Raw genomic sequence first — 17,474 nt, 5'->3', positions numbered from 1 at the left:
ATTCTCTTTAAAAAATTAATGGTGTTATTTTCCTTGAGGTGCTCCTTTCGCAGCCTGTTGGGCAGCGACAGCAGCATCAACTACTTTAACTCCATTTTGGACATTCATGGTACCGTCGACGATAATCTTTTCACCGTCTTTGACACCTTCTTTAATCACAATTTTATCACCAGCTTTAATACCTAATTTTACTTGACGTATTTCAGCTTTGCTGCTATCATTCACAGCATAAAGGTTAAATACCCCGAGCTGTTCAAAGACAGCTTTGTAAGGTACAACAACTTCTTCTGTAGCCGAGGTTGTTGATACATTCATCGTAATATTCATACCAGCCCGCAATTCGTTGGCATTGTTCGGGAAAGTAGCCCGCACTTTGATTGTTCCGGTAGCAGGGTCAACTGCGCGGTCAATGGTTGTGATCGTTCCTTTGCCTTCATAAGTGCTTCCATTTGGCAATAAAAGAGAAAGGTCCGAAGAGGAATGGCTGCTTTGCAATTGGGTAAATTTGGCAATATCCTTTTCGTTTACCTGAAACTCAACAGCAATTGGACTGGTTGAAGACAAGGTATTCAATAGGGTTGTGCCTGGGTTAACTAAAGCTCCCAAACGCACCTGTGATATCCCTACAGTACCACTGAAAGGAGCGCGGATCGTTGACCGTGATAAGTTTGTATTTGCAGTGACCAATGCCGCACGAGCCGACTCTACCTGTGCCTGAGAAGCCGCTACATTTGATACTGCATTGTCAAAAACCTGCTTCGCAATCGCGTCTTTATCGGCCAATGTCTGGTAACGTGCTAAATCTCTTTTTTGTCGGTCCAAATCAGTCTGTGCGACCTGTAAGCTTGCTTTAGCTTGTTGGACAGCTGCGTTGTAGCGTGTTCCATCAATTTCATAAAGAGCTTGTCCTGCGGAAACTACTGCACCGTCAGAAACATATATTTTTGTGATATAGCCGCTTACTTCCGCATATAGATCTGCTTCGTTCAACGGTTTGACTGTTGCTGGATAGCTGATTGTACCTGTAACAGTCTCATGCGATGCGACACCAAAGCTGACAGGGACAACTTTTTCAGCCTGAGCCTGTGCTGCACCTTGCTTTTTTGCATCTTTATTTCCACAAGAGGTCCATACTAATGCCGTCCCAAGGAAGAAAGCGAATAATAATTGTCTTTTATTCATGATTTGTATTAGTTTCCGTTTATTGATTAATTTGTGTGGATTGCCCCAACTGCTTTCTGAACATCCAATTTACTTGACAATAGCGCATAAAGGGAGTTCAAATAATTGAGCTGTGTTGTTTTGAGATCAGTCTCTGCTGTCATTAAATCGAGGTAAGTTTTGATACCTTCGTCATATTGAAGTTTGATTGTCTCGTATACTTCTTTGGAGAGATCCACATTTTCTTTAGCTGTTTTCCAGTCATTTAAATTTGCATTATAGGTTGCCTTTGCCAACGAATATTCTGTGTTAATGCTGTTTTCTAAATTTTTGATATCCCAGTCAATTCTTTCTTCCTGCAATCTGGATTTATTGATTTGTTTTTTACGTTTAAACCCGTCGAAAATTGAAAAAGAAACATTTAGGCCAGCTACTGAACCCGGGAAATTGTCGGAATAAAGCTTACTGAATTTATCATTTCTATAGTTGAATGCGTAATTATAAAAGGCACTTACGCTTGGTAAATATGTCCATTTATAATACTGTGTGCTCAACTGTTGAATCTTTTTCGATGTTTCCAATTGTTGGAATTCAATTCGATTAGAGACACTTATTCCTGCAGTTGTATCAAGTAGAATCTCTGATTCCATACTGCTATTGTCAAATGAAAGCGTCAAATTTTTGCTTTTATCCAAAGCTAGCAATTGTTTAAGGTATTCGTATTTATATTTACGAAGCTCAACCGTTCTTTTCTCGTCAGCATTCGAATTTGCCAACGCAATTTGCGCTCTCTTATAGTCGGTTTTATCAACTAAACCCACATCATATTGTGACTTCGCATCTTTCAATTGTTTTTGAAGGCGAGCAATATTTTCGCGAACAATCTTGATCTGCTCTTCCGAGGTAAGGATGTCATAATAGGCTTTACTGACTTCCACAACAGCTGTTATTTTTTTGTTCTCCGTATTTTGTTTATTACCGAGACGTACCAGCTCAGCGGCTTTTTTTGCCTGCATTAGCTCCGGATTAAGGATCTGTTGGTCTGCTTGAAGCGTTAAGGCACTCGCATTGTTCTGCCCCATTTTGATATTATTTCCGCCAATATTTGCTAATGGAACAATGACATTATAATTGTAACTTCCTTTTAGACCCAATTGAGGGTACCAACCTGAAAGGGAGATGTCAATATCTTTTTCACCGATGGCCTCGTCCAATTGTGCTTGTTTTACAGAGATTTGATTACGTAAGGCGTAATCAATCAGCTGCTGAAGTGTTGCATTTGCCGGCAAGTTTTCAGATTGCTGTTGTGCAAATCCTGTATTACTCAAAAGCGACAGGGCCGCCAAGGAATAAACGATTCTATTAAACTTCATATATGTAATTAATTATTTTTTTCTCTATTAATAGCTCCATCCCAAATAATCCCAATTAAATCTTCTACATTCTGTTCAGAGAATTTGAGATCTTTAAATTTGATACTGTGAACAGTGGATAAGGCTACACCAATATAACTGGCCACCAAAAGATGGACGTCTACCTGTTTCAATATTTTTCGGTCAATGCCTTCTTGTAAAAAATCAACAACTTTATTTTGTCCACCTACAGGTTCTTGTATCTCAGCTTTGTTTTTCTCGTAATAAGGAGACGAAAAAAACTGTTCAAAAAAACTGAAGATATGCCCATTTTCTAAATAGAACTTGACAAAGTTGCGCCAGATATGAATAAAGGAATCTTTATAATCGAAATCATCTTTTATACCATCAAAAATGTAATCATTCAGTAATGTTCTACAATGCTTGAACAGTGCAAAGATTAGGTCATCTTTTGATGGAAAATAATGGTAGATAGTTCCTATTGCTACATCAGAATCTTGTGCGATTTTGCTCATCGGCGTTCCATGGAAGCCGTTTGTTTGTATAAGTTTTAGTGTGCTGGCAAGTACTGCCGCAATTTTTTCATTGGAATTCATCAATCGAACGTTCATTCGGTTGCAAAATTAACGATTAATTTGGATCCAAAATGTCAGAATATTGTTATAAATCAATAAATATAAAACGATTTGAACCAATAATACAATAAGGAAAAAAAGGTGAAATTGTTTTCAACTTTTTATTTTTTTTGATGGGCGGAGGGGAAGTAGTGCCAAGAGTGCCAGGGTTGTAGCTTGATTGTCGCTTGCAGATTGGCCCGAAGATCTTTCTTAGAGGAGGTGGATCGGTTGCATAGAAAAAAAAGCGTTGGCTTATAAAACCAACGCTTTTTTCTATTTACAATTTTTTAAATTTTTCTCCACTTCTTCCAGAGGATATAGATTCTTTCCTTTATTGATCTTGGTATTGATGTATGTTAATACATAAGCGATATCAATTGCAGAAAGATTTGAAGCGGGCATGGTATTATTAAACTTTTTGCCTGCTACTTCAAGTTCTCCGGAAGTCCCGTGCTTGATGATACAAGCAAGCTCCTGACGATGCGTTTGCAGAAAGGTAGTATCGGTTAGGGGAGGATAGAGATTTCCCAATCCTTCACCTTTCTCTCCATGACAATTTTGACAATGTGTTCGGTATACCTTTTGACCATTAACCGCATATTGTGCCGTTTTGATATCAACTTCCTGCTGACAACCAATCAAGATCGATAAAATAACCCCGATCGTTATACCTGTTGTTAAGAGAATGCGCATGTTACTTTTTAGCCCCACTCAAGAGTAAAGGTAAATCGTTTATCAATTTTTTCACCTGCTCATCGTTTGTACCGTCGTAGGCACCCCGAATTCTTTTATCCTTATCTATTAAGACAAGGTAACCTTGATGATCGTAACCACCAGGTGCATTTTTATCTTCAGCGGTATAAACCAGGTATTGATTGGCTAGACCATATATTTCTGCTTTAGTCCCCGAAACAAATTGCCAGTGATTATTGGTTACACCCAATTTATTGGCATAATCTTTCAGAACATAGGGTTGATCGTATTTAAAGTCTATACTATGGGACAGGAAACGAACTTCTTCATTATCCTTGTATTGCTGGTATATCTTTAATAGGTTGCGATTCATCGTCGGACAGATACTTGGACAATGGGTAAAGAAGAAGTTGGCGATATATACTTTACCCTCAAAATCTTTATCTGAAATCATTGTACTATCCTGATTGAGCAGTTTAAAAGGTGGAATAGTATGATAGACTGTATCTACGATTTGTTTTCCATCAACTGTTTTTTCTACAGCTTCTCTTTCGCCATAGATGGGTAGGCTTGTCTGGCTATTGTTTTTACAGGAAAATAAACCGAGTAAAAGGCCAGTTGCGCAGTAAAATTTAGTTATGGATCTCATGTGTTTAATAGTTTTGTTTGTAAAAGCTTGATTCCATCTTTACACGAACAATTTAATGTTAATCTAAAGCGGGGTGGACTGCGTTATTTGAATTTTTGGATTTAAAAATTCTTTAATTTGTCTTGGCTTTCTTTAGAAACATTATCAAATATTTTTTTCATATCACTTACTTTTTGCAGCTCTGTTTCAAAATATTTAACATCTGTTGAATCTGGGTTATATCCTTTCATCCAGTCCATCATATGGTCTGTAGCACTTTCTAAATTAGCTTTCAATGTGCTTAGCTCTTTTCTTGTTAAATTGGTGTCTAAATCAGACTTAGTTGTTTTTAGGTTTTTTAAATTTGCCAAAATAGAATCTATCTTAACAGCATCGCGGTCGAAATGAGCGATTTGAGGCATAATTTCATCATGTATCTTAATAGTTGAATCTTGCAGGGCTTTTACACCTGTTGCACCATTTCCCTGAGTTCCACATGCTGCTATTGCCAAGGATGCGATAGCTACAAACGCGATTTTATTCATGTTTTTTGTTTTTTTGGTAATTGGACAAATATATTAATTTCTTATGGCTCAATATTTCGATTTCTGGAAGGGAATGTAAAATTCAAGTCACGAATATAGGTTTCACAACGTACCGTGGCACAGAGATCGCCAGACTTATCTTTAATTTCCAGGGTAAAATCTTTTACTACTTTGCCTTTTGTACGGATAATATGGGCACATTCTTCAAGGATTTCCTCGGAGAGTTGCACAGAATATTCCACGCTGGTTTTGCCGGGTTTCTTAAAGGTGATCTGTGATGATTTTAACCAGGCCACCGTTTTTTTAAAACCAATCTTTTGAAGATACTGATCAATGAGGATGGGGAATATTGGATCTGCTGCAGAAAAGATCGTTCCGCCAAATAATGTTTTGTTGGTATTGATATTGAATGGTGTCTTATAAATTTTTACTTTGGCGCCTTGGAAGCCGGGGCTAATTTTTTTAACCCAGATTCCCTGAAATAGAAATGGTGGGTAAATACGTAATAGCCATGTTAAGGCAAGTGGACTATATCTCATGATGCAAAAGTAAAACAATGTGTCGGATTATTTTTCGAAATCTTGGTTTTATAGCTTCACTATGGTATTTTTACAGATCAAAAAACCTAAAATGTCAACAATAAAAGAAAAACAATCCAGCAAAAAAGTATGGTTACTGGTTATGATTGCATCACTGGGCTATTTCGTCGATATCTACGATTTGATTATTTTCTCCATAGTTCGTATTCAGTCCTTCACTGATATTGGCGTCCCTGCGGAAGAAATGCGGGTAAAGGGTGAATTTGTGCTCAATATGCAAATGGGCGGTTTGCTGTTGGGTGGAATTCTTTGGGGGATTATAGGGGATAAATTTGGACGTTTAAAAGTGCTTTTTGGATCGATTCTTTTATACTCTGTAGCGAACATTGCAAATGGTTTTGTACATGATGTGCTTATGTATGGTATTATTCGTTTTATAGCGGGCGTTGGATTGGCCGGAGAACTGGGGGCGGGAATTACCTTGGTTTCTGAAAGTATGCATAAATCAAAACGCGGTTATGGGACCATGTTGGTTGCCGGTGTCGGTGTTTTAGGCGCTATATTGGCCTATTTTGTCTCGGAAGAATTTGACTGGCGGACGGCCTACTTTGTCGGTGGTGGAATGGGCTTACTGTTGTTACTGTTGCGCATTGGCTCTTTTGAATCAGGATTATTTAAGGATCAAGATAAATCGGGTGTTGTGAAAGGAGATATCCGTATGCTTTTTACAAATAAAAGCCGGTTAAAACGGTATGTTAACTGTCTCTGTATTGGCCTTCCAATCTGGTTTGTTGTCGGTGTTTTGGTTACACAGGCTCCGGAAATCGGCAAGGCCTTAGGGGCTACAGGTACATTGAGTGCTGGTCAAGGGGTGATGTTTACCTATATCGGTATTTCTATTGGGGATGTACTGGCAGGAATATTCGCACAGATTTTAAAATCCCGCAAAAAAGTGGTGTTTATATGTCAATTAATTATCATTGGAAGTTCACTATGGTATTTATTGAGTGATGGTATTACAGCGACAAAGTTTTTAAGCCTTGCCTTTATAATGGGCTTAGGAGTAGGGTATTGGGCAACCTTTGTGACTATCTCAGCGGAACAATTTGGTACAAATCTCAGAGCAACTGTTGCAACGACGGCCCCCAATTTTGTACGGGGTGCACTCATTCCATCAACAATGCTATATGGACTTCTAGTAAATGCATTTGGAATTGTGCCAGCAGCAATTACAATGGTTGTCGTTCTTTCGGGTATAGCAATTTATTCGTTGACTCAGTTAGAAGAAAGCTTTGATAAAGATTTAGACTATCTGGAAGAGTAGTCAATAAATAGCTATTTTTTTCGTCCCGGACATTTTTTACAGCGTTTGCCTTCTTTATATTTTTTGCAACACTTTTTAAAGCAGGCACAAGAAAAGTCAGAAAAAGGGTTCATAGCCGTATTCCGAAACTGAAACAACCCGGCTTTATTTTCTGACTCATCGATCTCCAACACAGATTCAATAACTTCGTTCATAATACAAAGTTACAATTTGTTTAAAACAATTCTAAATAATAGAATTGTTTTTACATTTTTTTGATAAGATTTTCAATTATTTTAGGGAAGTACTGATGTTCAAGTTGCTGCCCTTTAAATTTAATAATGTCTAAAGTATCGTTGGGATCCACTTTGAATCGTGCTTGGTATATAATTTCCCCCTCGTCAAAATGTTCATTTGCGAAGTGGATCGTAATGCCATGTTCCTCTTCCTTATTGGCCAAAACGGCTTTGTGCACATGGTCACCATACATACCTTTGCCACCATATTTTGGTAGGAGAGCAGGATGTATATTTATAATTTGATTTGGAAATGCTTTCAGAAGGTTATTGGGAACGAGCCAAAGAAAACCCGCCAAAACAATCAGATCAATATTTAAGTTTTTAAGAATATTGACAACGTTGTCGGTTTTGTAAAATTCGTCACGATCAAATATATGTGCAGGTATTTCAAAATTGTCGGCTCGTTGAATAACGTAAGCATCAGGGTTATTGGATAAAATCAAGGCAACCTCAGCTTCATCTGAATACTTGAAATGTTCCATTATTTTTTGAGCATTGGACCCTGAACCTGAAGCAAAAATAGCAATTCGTTTTTTCACGATTAATAAGTATTAATAGATTTGATCGATTTAAAAATTAGCCCAAACTTACGGATTTTTTGTAAAAAAACTAAAATAATAGTTGACTGAAGCGCATTTTTAAGTATTATTGATTAAAATTAATTGAATAGTCACTGTTGGTTTAAATTTCTTTAACATGAGGTTCCTTTGTTCCCTATTTTTTGTAAGTGTATTTTTCTTATTTCAACCTGTTTTTGCACAGGCACCCAAAACACTTCCATCGTTTACTTTTGAGGAGGTCTATCAGGCTAACAAGTTTAATTCGGACAAGCTTCCAAAATCGGGTTATATTGTGTTGGATTTTTACGACCCGGGTTGTGGCCATTGCCAGAAAATGGGCGCTGGTATCGCACAGCACTTGTCCAAATTCAAGAATGTATCCTTCTATTTTATCTCCATGAATGACAAGCCTTATGTCGATGGATTTATTAATATGCATGCGAAGGCATTGAAAAGTGCCGCAAATGTCAAATTCTTGTTTGATGCTGGAACTCAATTTATTGAGAAATTTAAGCCAAGCAATTACCCTTCGCTTTATATCTATGATGCAAAAACCAAAGTATTGGTACAGCATTTGGACGGCGAAGACGATATAAACAAGTTGTTAAAAGCTTTAGGTATTACAGGTTAAATGTTTAAAAATTAGCAATAAAAAAAAGAACGTCCGATAGTACTATCGGACGTTCTTTTTTTTATTGTTCTTGTTTATTGATGAACACAAATTTACCGTCGAATACATCCAGACGAATAATCGAATCGCGATTTACTTTTCCGGATAAAATTTCCTTTGATAATTCATTTAAAATTCGTTTTTGAATAACACGTTTTAATGGCCTAGCCCCATAAATAGGGTCATAACCAAGCTGTGCCAACCAATCCATTGCTTCATCAGAAGCCGTAATGAATATATTTTGTTCGGCCAGCTGTTTCTGAACATGTGCAAATTGTAAACGAACAATATCTCCAATTTCGTCTCGACTTAATGGCGTAAACATAATCACTTCATCGATACGGTTCAAAAACTCGGGACGAATCGACTGTTTTAAAAGATCGAAGACCTCATTCCGTGTTTTGGCGATAATTTCATCCCGATTATCATCGGTCAGATGACTGAAATTCTCCTGTATAATGGTTGACCCCGTATTGGAGGTCATAATGATAATGGTGTTTTTGAAGTTTACCGTACGACCTTTGTTGTCTGTAAGATGGCCATCATCCAATACCTGCAATAGGATATTGAATACATCGGGATGAGCTTTTTCAATTTCATCTAACAAAACAACAGAATAAGGTCTTCTTCGGACTGCTTCAGTCAACTGTCCGCCTTCATCATAGCCGACATATCCCGGAGGCGCTCCGATTAAACGAGACACTGCGTGTCGTTCTTGATATTCCGACATATCAATACGAACCATGGATTGTTCGTCGTCAAATAAGAACTCGGCAAGTGCTTTTGCAAGTTCGGTTTTTCCGACTCCAGTAGTCCCCAAAAATATGAACGATCCTATTGGTCGTTTCGCATCATTTAATCCAGCACGTGATCGACGAATGGCATCGGAAATAGCTTCTATTGCTTCATCCTGACCGGCGACACGTTTATGAAGCTCTTCCTCTAGATTCAGTAATTTTTCGCGTTCTGATTGAATCATTTTACTCACAGGTATTCCCGTCCATTTTGCAACAACATCAGCAATGTCTTCTGAAGTAACTTCTTCTTTGAGCATACGCTTACTTTCTTGTTTTTCGGCGAGTTCAGCCTTTAGTTTGTCCACTTTTTCTTGCGCTTCTTTAATTCGTCCATAACGAAGTTCTGCTACCTTTCCATAGTCTCCGGAACGCTCGGCCTGCTCAGCTTCGAGTTTGTAGTTTTCAATATTCTCAATCTCTTGATTGACATTGTCAACAAGACTCTTTTCTTCTTGCCACGATGCTCTCAACGTATCTCTTTCTGCAGATAGATTAGCGATACTTTCCGACAGTTCTGCGACTTTTTTATCGTCATTTTCACGTTTCAAAGCTTCACGCTCAATTTCCAATTGCATGATACGACGTTCAAGCTCATCGACAGCTTCCGGTACAGAATCCATTTCAAGGCGCAATTTGGATGCTGCCTCATCAATTAAATCAATCGCTTTATCTGGTAGAAAACGATCGGCAATATAGCGCTGTGACAATTCCACTGCAGCAATGATAGACTCATCCAGAATGCGTACCTTATGGTGTGTTTCGTAGCGTTCTTTTAGGCCACGGAGAATGGAAATGGCATCTTGCGTGTCAGGTTCTTCAACCATAACTTTCTGGAACCTGCGCTCCAATGCTTTATCTTTCTCAAAGTATTTTTGGTATTCGTTTAAGGTTGTCGCTCCAATTGCACGTAGTTCACCTCTAGCTAACGCCGGTTTGAGGATATTAGCCGCATCCATTGCGCCTTCACCACCACCAGCACCCACTAATGTATGGATTTCATCGATAAAGAGTATAATGTCTCCATTGGAATCGGTAACTTCTTTTACAACCGCTTTTAGACGTTCTTCAAATTCACCTTTATATTTAGCTCCGGCAACCAAAGCGCCCATATCTAAGGAAAATACAATCTTAGATTTTAAGTTTTCAGGTGCGTCGCCTTTTATAATTCTGTAAGCAATACCTTCCGCAATAGCCGTTTTACCAACCCCAGGTTCACCAACGAGTATTGGGTTGTTTTTGGTACGACGGGAGAGTATCTGCATCACCCGTCTAATTTCCTCATCACGGCCGATAACAGGATCCAATTTGCCGGATTCGGCATATTCATTTAAATTTCGTGCATATTTCCCCAGAGCATTATAGGTGGCCTCCGCATTTTGATCGGTTACCCGACTGTTTCCGCGCAATTCTTTTATGGCGGTCTTTAAGTCTTTTTCTGTAACGCCCTGTGACTTAAGTAATGTTGAGGTCTTATCAGAGGTCGCCAGGATACCCAATAATAAATGCTCTACCGAGACAAATTCATCATTGAATTCTTTGAGATAGCCCTGTGCTTTCTGAAGTGCATTGTTGGCATCGCTACTTAAATAAATATTGCTACCACTAACCTTCGGAAAACCTTCAATTTGTTTGTCAAGTTCAGTTCCGAGGTAGCTGATGTTGACATTTAACTTTTTTAATAAGTGGCTGACAACATTTTCATCCACTGTGAGTAAAGCTTTTAAAATATGCGCTGTCTCAATCGCCTGTTGTTGATGGCCAGCCGCAATTTCGGATGCTTTTTGTATAGCCTCTTGGGCTTTAATTGTATAGTTGTTAAAATTCATTTTTATTCTCTTATTTAAAGTTTCGTTGATACATATTGGTTATAACAATTGAAGTGCCATTCGGTTTTTAAGCCATACTTCGGAAAAAATGGCAATATTTTTTATTGAATCATGACAAATTTTCAGTTATTGAAAATAATGCGCTTGATTTTTAAATAATTGGCTTAACAGGGTATAAAATTCTTGAAATCGACTTGCATTTTTGGTTTAAGCTTTCGATATTTGCAGCATCTTAAAACGGTCAGACGTTGTAAGATTGAAAAGAAGTAACGCCTCTTTAGCTCAGCTGGTAGAGCAACTGACTTGTAATCAGTAGGTCATTGGTTCGATTCCGATAAGAGGCTCTTTTAAGCAACATGCATTAAACTTCTTTAAAAAGCCTCTTTAGCTCAGCTGGTAGAGCAACTGACTTGTAATCAGTAGGTCATTGGTTCGATTCCGATAAGAGGCTCTTTGAGCGACACTCATTAAAATTCATGTGAAAGCCTCTTTAGCTCAGCTGGTAGAGCAACTGACTTGTAATCAGTAGGTCATTGGTTCGATTCCGATAAGAGGCTCATAAAAAAGATCCCCAAGATTTCTTGAGGATCTTTTTTTGTTTAGTCCAAACTAAGTTGTGCTGCTGTAGCGATTTTCTTTGGTATATCTGTGTTATCCATTTTCTGACTGAATTGCTCGGAGCCAACTCCGATCGCATATACCGGTGCATAGGCGGCCGAATGGTTGTTAGAGGCCCAGCTTATTGATCCCATCCGATTTAAGATTGAAATACTCAATGCGGCTATTTTGTCGTCGCTTGCGTAAAGGCTTTTTGCGGTTTCATTGTGGTGATCGACAAAGCTTTTTTGATAGGCAGCTTCTAAAGCATTACGATCAGTTTCATGGATTGTAATTTTGGAAAATAAACCAGTTTGAGCAGCAATGAGATTCTTGAGATCGTCCCATGTTGCATTTGGATTATTCTTACGAAGGTTGCCAATTGCGTTCGAAAGTTCTGCATGCGAGGTTTTTTGGTGGGACAAGAATTTTGTTTTCAGCGAAGAACTTCCATTACCGACACCTAATCCTCCTGTTTCATGGTCCGCCGTAACGACTATAAGTGTTTCATTTGGGAATTTTTTATAAAAATCATAGGCGAGTTGTACGGAGGCATTGAAATCCAATACTTCCTGAATCGTTGTAGCCGCATCATTTGCATGGCATGCCCAATCAATTTTTCCACCTTCAATCATTAAAAAGAAACCATTTGTATTGTTTTTATGCAGTGAAGTGATAGCTGCAGATGTGATATCTGCCAATTTTAAATCACTTGGCTTTTGGTCTATGGCATATTTAAGGGCATCTATAGGACTGCCATCTGAATTCATCAATATGATCTTATCTGATTTATTTGGTAGTTGTGCATAAGCATCTTTTCCTTTAAGCACTTTATAGCCGGCTTTTTCTAATATGGGGAAAAGCGATGGCGCCTTTTTATGATCAAATGTTGTTTCGGGTTTGAGAAAATTGGATCCGCCAAAAAAGTCAAAATTGGAAGTGACAATTTCTTTACCGATTTCATAATACATGTCGCGGTCTGCTTGGTGCGCATAAAATGAAGCTGGGGTAGCGTGGTCTATGCTGACGCTTGTAATAATACCGACTTTCTTTCCTTTTTGCTTTGCGGCATAAGCTATACTCTTATAGGGGACAGTTCCTGTACTGTCCATACCGATAACGCCATTTTTGGTTTTTTTTCCAACGGCTAATGCGGTACCTCCAGCGCCTGAGTCCGTTACGCCATTGGAGAGTGAATGTGTGGAGGCAAATCCAACATGAGGAAATTGGGTAAACACAAGTGGGATGGGATTATCTTTATGCTGTACTTCAGCTTGATGAATTTCGGTGAGATTAACCTGGTTGAGGCCCATGCCATCACCAATTAAGTAAAAGATGTATTTTGCTTCTTGGCCAAAAGAGGGGAAAACATGTACAAAAACGAGGAGAAACAGAAATAAAACGTGTTTTTTCATTTGAATGGTTGTTATTTTAAAAAAACACAAATTACAGCCTTAGGATTAGCTTACTGTTAATTCAATATTATGAATTGTTTTTTTACTTGTTTCAACTGGTTTCTGCTGCTAATTTCTGGATATCTTTCACGGTTACAGTATGGATACCTGTTGTGTAGTGATTGATCGCCTGTAACATTGCCATAGCAACTTGTCCCACTGAAAGAGGCTCGTATGTTTTGAATAATCCTATTGTATTAAAGATACGAAGAGCAGCTATGGCTGTTTTTTCACCCAAGCGATCTGTATTTGGTCGGATTAGTCCTCCAGGCTGGAAAATAATAAGCCGATTGAAATCAAGTGCCTTAACATCCTGTTCAAGGCTTCCTTTCATGCGGTTATAAAAAATTTTTGATGCAGGATCCGCAAGGACAGCCGATAATAAGAGAAAGGTAGGAAAACCATTTTTTTTAGCCAATGCCGCAAATTGCAAATTAAGATCATGATCTATTTTCCATTGTGCATCTTTACTGCCTGCGTCTTTTAATGTGGTGCCAAGGCAGGAAATTGCGACATTGCCCTGTATCACTTGCTCAAAATCCGTTAGATTTTCGAAATCTACGATAACCTGTTTCAATTTAATGTGCTCCTCAAACGAGACACGTCTTAAAAGCACTACGATTTCCGTAATTTCCTTAGATTTTAACATCAATTGAACGAGCGCCCTTCCTGTAGCGCCAGAACCGCCTATTAAAACTACCTTCATTATTTCCTTACTTCTTTTCTTTACTAATTATCTTGTATTAATTGCTTTACTGAGCGTTATTTGCCGAGATGATTGAGCATGCAATTAATCTTTATAATTAGGCTTGCCCGGAGTAAAGCGAACAATAGATTGATCCAATCGGAGGGTGTCTGCGACGGTAATCAAGTCTTCTTCGACGATAAAATTTTGATCAATAGCGGTTTTTATTGTCGTAAAATCCTCTTGATCGGCGTCCTGAAAATAGAGGAGGGATTGAATAGTAGATACAGCCACCAGTTCGAGTAATTCGTCTTCACCTTCGTATCCAACGTAGAAAAAATCTGCCATAACAATGATATTTGATGTTATACGAATATACTTTTTTTCTTTTTAAAATTTGTCAATTAGCGCGAGAACTTATTAAATTGTGATAAAGGCTATGTCAAAAAGTTGTTGAAATTTGAGTTTCTTTTAGACAGATGTGGGTAGCCATCGTAAAATACATTATATTTGATATAGTCATTTTAAAGATAATTAACAATAAGTTTTGATAACGATGGATAAAGAGCAGATACAAAATTGGTTGGACAATGGATATGACATACTTCATCATGGAAGACCTGTGAAAGTTGAAGGTGATTTGTGGGATTATATCGATGGATTGGGAAGTTATGAAAATGTGTATGTTTTGCGCGAATTGATCTATTGGACGGAAGAAGAGTTGGCAAATATCGGTAAATAACGTGGAGACCCTGAAAAATCATATTCAGGATCCCGTCGGTTGTTGCCTTGTTCTAGAATATAATATTTCGCTTGAAGGCACAGCCTAATTCAATAAGGGAATCTGTTTTTGCAATTCCTGGAATGCTATCGATTTTTTCATAAAGCAATTGTCGCATATGTTCGTGGTTCTTAGCAATAATTTTTACATATAGCGTGTAATTGCCCGTAATGTAATAGCATTCTGTAACTTCTGGTATTTTCTTAAGTTCTTCAATAATTCGGCTCGAGTCATGATCTTTTTCTAAACTTAGCCCTGTAAAAGCACCCCAATCATAGCCTAGCTTTTTTTCATTTAATACAGGCTTTATACCGGCCAGTATTCCTTGTTCTGTCAATCGGTTGATTCGTTGATGGATCATCGTATTGGATACGCCCATAGCTGTTGCTATTGCAGAGTAGGCCATTCGTCCATCTTCGTCTAAATATTTTAAAATTTGTAAATCAAAATCATCGATATTATTCATTGTAGAAAGTGGTTTAAAAGTTAATTTTAGTATTTCTATGCTAATTTAGTGTTAAATTTTATTTTTCAGTCAATAAAAAAGTAAATATTGTATATTTGTTATTATTAGAAAAAATCTGAATTATGAGTACAGTAGCTAAACATGGTAAGGGCGAGATGTTCACTGCCAAAGAAGAAAAATATGGAGCGCACAATTACCATCCTCTTCCAGTCGTATTGGAAAGAGCTGAAGGAGTCATGGTGTGGGATGTTGATGGAAAATCTTATTTTGATTTCTTGTCTGCATATTCTGCTGTCAATCAGGGACACTGCCATCCGCGAATTATAGATGCTTTAAAAGAGCAAGCTGCGAAATTGACACTTACATCGAGAGCGTTTTATAATAATAAATTGGGCGATTTTGAAGAAATGCTTTGTCAGTTATTTGGGTTTGATAAGGCTTTGGTGATGAATTCGGGAGTTGAAGCGGTAGAAACGGCAATGAAGCTTTGTCGTAAATGGGCCTATCAGGTGAAAGGTGTAGCAGCCAATCAAGCGAAAATTGTTTTTGCCAAAGACAATTTCCATGGTAGGACAATCTCCGTTATATCGGCATCCAATGATCGTACTGCAACACATGAATTTGGTCCCTTTTTAGATGGCATAGTACTCGTTCCCTATAATGATGTTGATGCGCTAGAACAGTTATTCAAAGCAGATGAAAATATTGCTGGCTTTATTGTTGAGCCAATTCAGGGCGAAGCGGGTATTGTCGTTCCTGATGAGAATTATCTGATGCGTGTGAGACAGTTATGTACAAAATACAATGTATTGTTTATTGCAGACGAAATCCAAACCGGTATTGCTCGGACGGGAAGTATGTTGGCATCCTATGATATTGATGCTGCGCAGAGTCAAAGCAAACCAGATGTTCTGATTTTAGGGAAAGCGTTATCGGGAGGTGTATTGCCGGTATCGGCAGTGTTGGCAAATGATTCCATTATGTTGTGTATTAAACCGGGCGAACATGGTTCGACTTATGGTGGAAACCCGTTGGCCTGTGCAGTGGCTATGGAAGCGTTAAATGTTGTACGGGATGAAAATTTGACGCAACGGGCGTTTCAGATGGGGGCATTGTTTTTGGATGGATTGCGTCAGATTGCCGCTAAGTGCACGTTAATTACAGAAGTGCGAGGAAAGGGGCTCTTGACTGCCATTGTAATTGATGCGGATGAAGAAAGTGATTTGGCCTGGAATATCTGTCTCAAATTTAAAGAAAATGGACTTTTAGCGAAGCCTACACATGGTAACAAAATTCGATTGGCTCCGCCGCTGGTTATTACAAAAGAGCAAGTCGAGACTTGCTTAGGGATTATTGAGCGATCGTTGACTAATTTGAAATAGTGTATGGAGAAAATGATTGAATTGATCAAAAACAGATCGGATATAGGAGCAGGGACTAGGGGTTCAGATCTGGGCATCGACGCCATCGAGATAGCTGCAATTAATAAAGGAAGTCAATATTTCATTAACTATCCATTTGTTGATGTGCCGACTCGAAATAGCTCCATTTATCAGAATGATAATCATCCTTTTGCAAAACATATTCAGCAGATTTATGAACAATGCAAACAAGTAGCTTCCACCGTTGAAGATAGCTTATCTTCCGGCAATTTTCCATTGGTGTTTTCAGGGGATCATTCTTCAGCAATGGGGACGATCAGTGGTATAAAGTCCGCTTATCCTGATAAACAACTCGGTGTAATCTGGGTAGATGCGCATGCCGATATTCATTCTCCGCACACAACACCCTCAGGCAATATGCATGGAATGCCTTTAGCGGCGATGTTGAATGAGGATAATTTGCCATGCAAAATCAATGAAATAGACGAATCGACACAAGAATTTTGGAATAAACTAAAACGAATAGCTGGCCCAGTAGGTAAAATACTATCCAATCATTTGATTTATTTTGGTGTAAGGGATACGGAAGAACCGGAAGATCTGGTCATTGAACGACTTGGCATTAAGAACTATCGTGTGGAAGATACGAGACAGCGCGGAATAACCGATTGTGTGGCTGAAGCATTGAAAATCCTAGAAGCATGTGATATGATTTATATCTCTTTTGATGTGGATAGCATGGATAGTGAATTGATATCGGATGGCACGGGAACACCAGTACCTAAGGGTTTTTTGCCAAGGGAGATTGTGTTGATTTTAGAAGAGATCATCCGATCTGGAAAGGTGATTTGTTTTGAAATTGTTGAAGTTAATCCGTTATTGGACAATAAAGGTAATAAAATGGCAGAGGTGGCATTTGATATATTAGAACGGATCACTCCGCTCATTGAATTGAAATCGGGTAATTAACCGGTTTTGGGATTGTCTATTTTCAAGCCCTTTTATTGATGTGTATCGTCAATAAAAGGGCTTTTTTAATAGTATATCGTTGAGCTTGGCGGATAAAAATAAGTCAGCCTTCCTTATGTTAAAACTCGT

General features: G+C 38.3%; 18 protein-coding genes and 3 tRNA genes. 8 read left to right on the top strand and 13 right to left on the bottom strand.

Annotated elements, in window-relative coordinates; all coding sequences use genetic code 11:
* Positions 1–24: 24 nt before the first annotated feature.
* From B4Z47_RS06810 to B4Z47_RS06780, 7 genes are all read right to left on the bottom strand, one after another.
* Positions 25–1,182: an efflux RND transporter periplasmic adaptor subunit gene (locus B4Z47_RS06810; RefSeq protein WP_075992753.1), complete on the bottom strand. Its 1,158-nt coding sequence runs from the start codon at positions 1,180–1,182 to the stop codon at positions 25–27.
* A gap of 26 nt (positions 1,183–1,208) precedes the next feature.
* On the bottom strand, positions 1,209–2,534 hold the full coding sequence (locus B4Z47_RS06805; protein ID WP_075992752.1) for a TolC family protein: 1,326 nt from the start codon (positions 2,532–2,534) through the stop codon (positions 1,209–1,211).
* Positions 2,535–2,542: 8 nt separating this feature from the next.
* Positions 2,543–3,130, bottom strand: a complete 588-nt coding sequence (locus tag B4Z47_RS06800; RefSeq protein ID WP_158638758.1) for a TetR/AcrR family transcriptional regulator — start codon at positions 3,128–3,130, stop codon at positions 2,543–2,545.
* 294 nt (positions 3,131–3,424) lie between these two features.
* A complete protein-coding gene (locus B4Z47_RS06795) occupies positions 3,425–3,844 on the bottom strand; it encodes a c-type cytochrome (protein WP_075992750.1) in 420 nt (139 codons plus the stop codon).
* A gap of 1 nt (position 3,845) precedes the next feature.
* Positions 3,846–4,493: an SCO family protein gene (locus B4Z47_RS06790; RefSeq protein WP_115048787.1), complete on the bottom strand. Its 648-nt coding sequence runs from the start codon at positions 4,491–4,493 to the stop codon at positions 3,846–3,848.
* Between the two features lie 101 nt (positions 4,494–4,594).
* On the bottom strand, positions 4,595–5,017 hold the full coding sequence (locus B4Z47_RS06785) for a transposase (protein WP_115048785.1): 423 nt from the start codon (positions 5,015–5,017) through the stop codon (positions 4,595–4,597).
* A gap of 41 nt (positions 5,018–5,058) precedes the next feature.
* Positions 5,059–5,556 carry a PaaI family thioesterase gene (locus tag B4Z47_RS06780; RefSeq protein WP_070563819.1) on the bottom strand — a complete coding sequence of 166 codons (498 nt, stop codon included), beginning with the start codon at positions 5,554–5,556 and terminating at the stop codon, positions 5,059–5,061.
* Positions 5,557–5,647: 91 nt separating this feature from the next.
* Here B4Z47_RS06780 and B4Z47_RS06775 point away from each other — a divergent pair, with 91 nt between their 5' ends.
* Positions 5,648–6,880, top strand: coding sequence for an MFS transporter (locus tag B4Z47_RS06775; RefSeq protein WP_075994819.1), 1,233 nt, complete (start codon positions 5,648–5,650; stop codon positions 6,878–6,880).
* A gap of 244 nt (positions 6,881–7,124) precedes the next feature.
* Here B4Z47_RS06775 and purN read toward each other — a convergent pair whose 3' ends face one another.
* Positions 7,125–7,697, bottom strand: coding sequence for a phosphoribosylglycinamide formyltransferase (gene purN, locus B4Z47_RS06770; protein WP_070563826.1), 573 nt, complete (start codon positions 7,695–7,697; stop codon positions 7,125–7,127).
* 157 nt (positions 7,698–7,854) lie between these two features.
* On the opposite strand from purN, the gene B4Z47_RS06765 reads away from it, so the two are divergent.
* Positions 7,855–8,349, top strand: coding sequence for a TlpA family protein disulfide reductase (locus tag B4Z47_RS06765; RefSeq protein WP_115048783.1), 495 nt, complete (start codon positions 7,855–7,857; stop codon positions 8,347–8,349).
* A gap of 61 nt (positions 8,350–8,410) precedes the next feature.
* Here B4Z47_RS06765 and clpB read toward each other — a convergent pair whose 3' ends face one another.
* Entirely contained in the window at positions 8,411–11,011 is a 2,601-nt protein-coding gene (gene clpB / locus B4Z47_RS06760; protein ID WP_075992745.1) for an ATP-dependent chaperone ClpB, read from the bottom strand.
* 271 nt (positions 11,012–11,282) lie between these two features.
* Between clpB and B4Z47_RS06755 the strand changes: the two genes are divergently transcribed.
* The 3 genes from B4Z47_RS06755 to B4Z47_RS06745 all read left to right on the top strand — a co-directional run bounded on the left by B4Z47_RS06755 (position 11,283) and on the right by B4Z47_RS06745 (position 11,568).
* Positions 11,283–11,355 (top strand) — tRNA-Thr (locus B4Z47_RS06755).
* Between the two features lie 34 nt (positions 11,356–11,389).
* Positions 11,390–11,462, top strand: a tRNA-Thr gene (locus B4Z47_RS06750).
* A 33-nt stretch (positions 11,463–11,495) separates the two neighbouring features.
* Positions 11,496–11,568: transfer RNA gene (locus B4Z47_RS06745), tRNA-Thr, on the top strand.
* A gap of 42 nt (positions 11,569–11,610) precedes the next feature.
* Here B4Z47_RS06745 and B4Z47_RS06740 read toward each other — a convergent pair.
* The 3 genes from B4Z47_RS06740 to B4Z47_RS06730 form a co-directional block, all read right to left on the bottom strand.
* Entirely contained in the window at positions 11,611–13,023 is a 1,413-nt protein-coding gene (locus B4Z47_RS06740) for an alkaline phosphatase (protein WP_115048781.1), read from the bottom strand.
* A gap of 91 nt (positions 13,024–13,114) precedes the next feature.
* Complete coding sequence (locus B4Z47_RS06735; protein ID WP_115048779.1) at positions 13,115–13,768, bottom strand: NAD(P)H-binding protein; 654 nt, start codon at positions 13,766–13,768, stop codon at positions 13,115–13,117.
* A gap of 84 nt (positions 13,769–13,852) precedes the next feature.
* The gene (locus B4Z47_RS06730; RefSeq protein ID WP_046673541.1) at positions 13,853–14,095 is read right to left on the bottom strand and encodes a hypothetical protein; all 243 of its coding nucleotides are present in this window, start codon (positions 14,093–14,095) and stop codon (positions 13,853–13,855) included.
* A 208-nt stretch (positions 14,096–14,303) separates the two neighbouring features.
* On the opposite strand from B4Z47_RS06730, the gene B4Z47_RS06725 reads away from it, so the two are divergent.
* Positions 14,304–14,489: a hypothetical protein gene (locus B4Z47_RS06725; protein WP_046673540.1), complete on the top strand. Its 186-nt coding sequence runs from the start codon at positions 14,304–14,306 to the stop codon at positions 14,487–14,489.
* Positions 14,490–14,541: 52 nt separating this feature from the next.
* On the opposite strand, the gene B4Z47_RS06720 is transcribed toward B4Z47_RS06725, so the two are convergent.
* Entirely contained in the window at positions 14,542–14,994 is a 453-nt protein-coding gene (locus tag B4Z47_RS06720; protein WP_075992742.1) for an Lrp/AsnC family transcriptional regulator, read from the bottom strand.
* Positions 14,995–15,116: 122 nt separating this feature from the next.
* Between B4Z47_RS06720 and rocD the strand changes: the two genes are divergently transcribed.
* Together rocD and B4Z47_RS06710 are read left to right on the top strand one after the other, a co-directional pair.
* Positions 15,117–16,376, top strand: a complete 1,260-nt coding sequence (gene rocD / locus B4Z47_RS06715) for an ornithine--oxo-acid transaminase (protein ID WP_115048777.1) — start codon at positions 15,117–15,119, stop codon at positions 16,374–16,376.
* 3 nt (positions 16,377–16,379) lie between these two features.
* Entirely contained in the window at positions 16,380–17,345 is a 966-nt protein-coding gene (locus B4Z47_RS06710) for an arginase (protein WP_115048775.1), read from the top strand.
* Positions 17,346–17,474 lie beyond the last annotated feature (129 nt).

Source organism: Sphingobacterium sp. UBA2610 (assembly GCF_002339225.1).
Taxonomy (GTDB): Bacteria; Bacteroidota; Bacteroidia; order Sphingobacteriales; family Sphingobacteriaceae; genus Sphingobacterium; species Sphingobacterium multivorum.
Note: the sequence above shows the minus strand (reverse complement) of the source record. Positions and strands in the feature narration are given on the sequence as shown.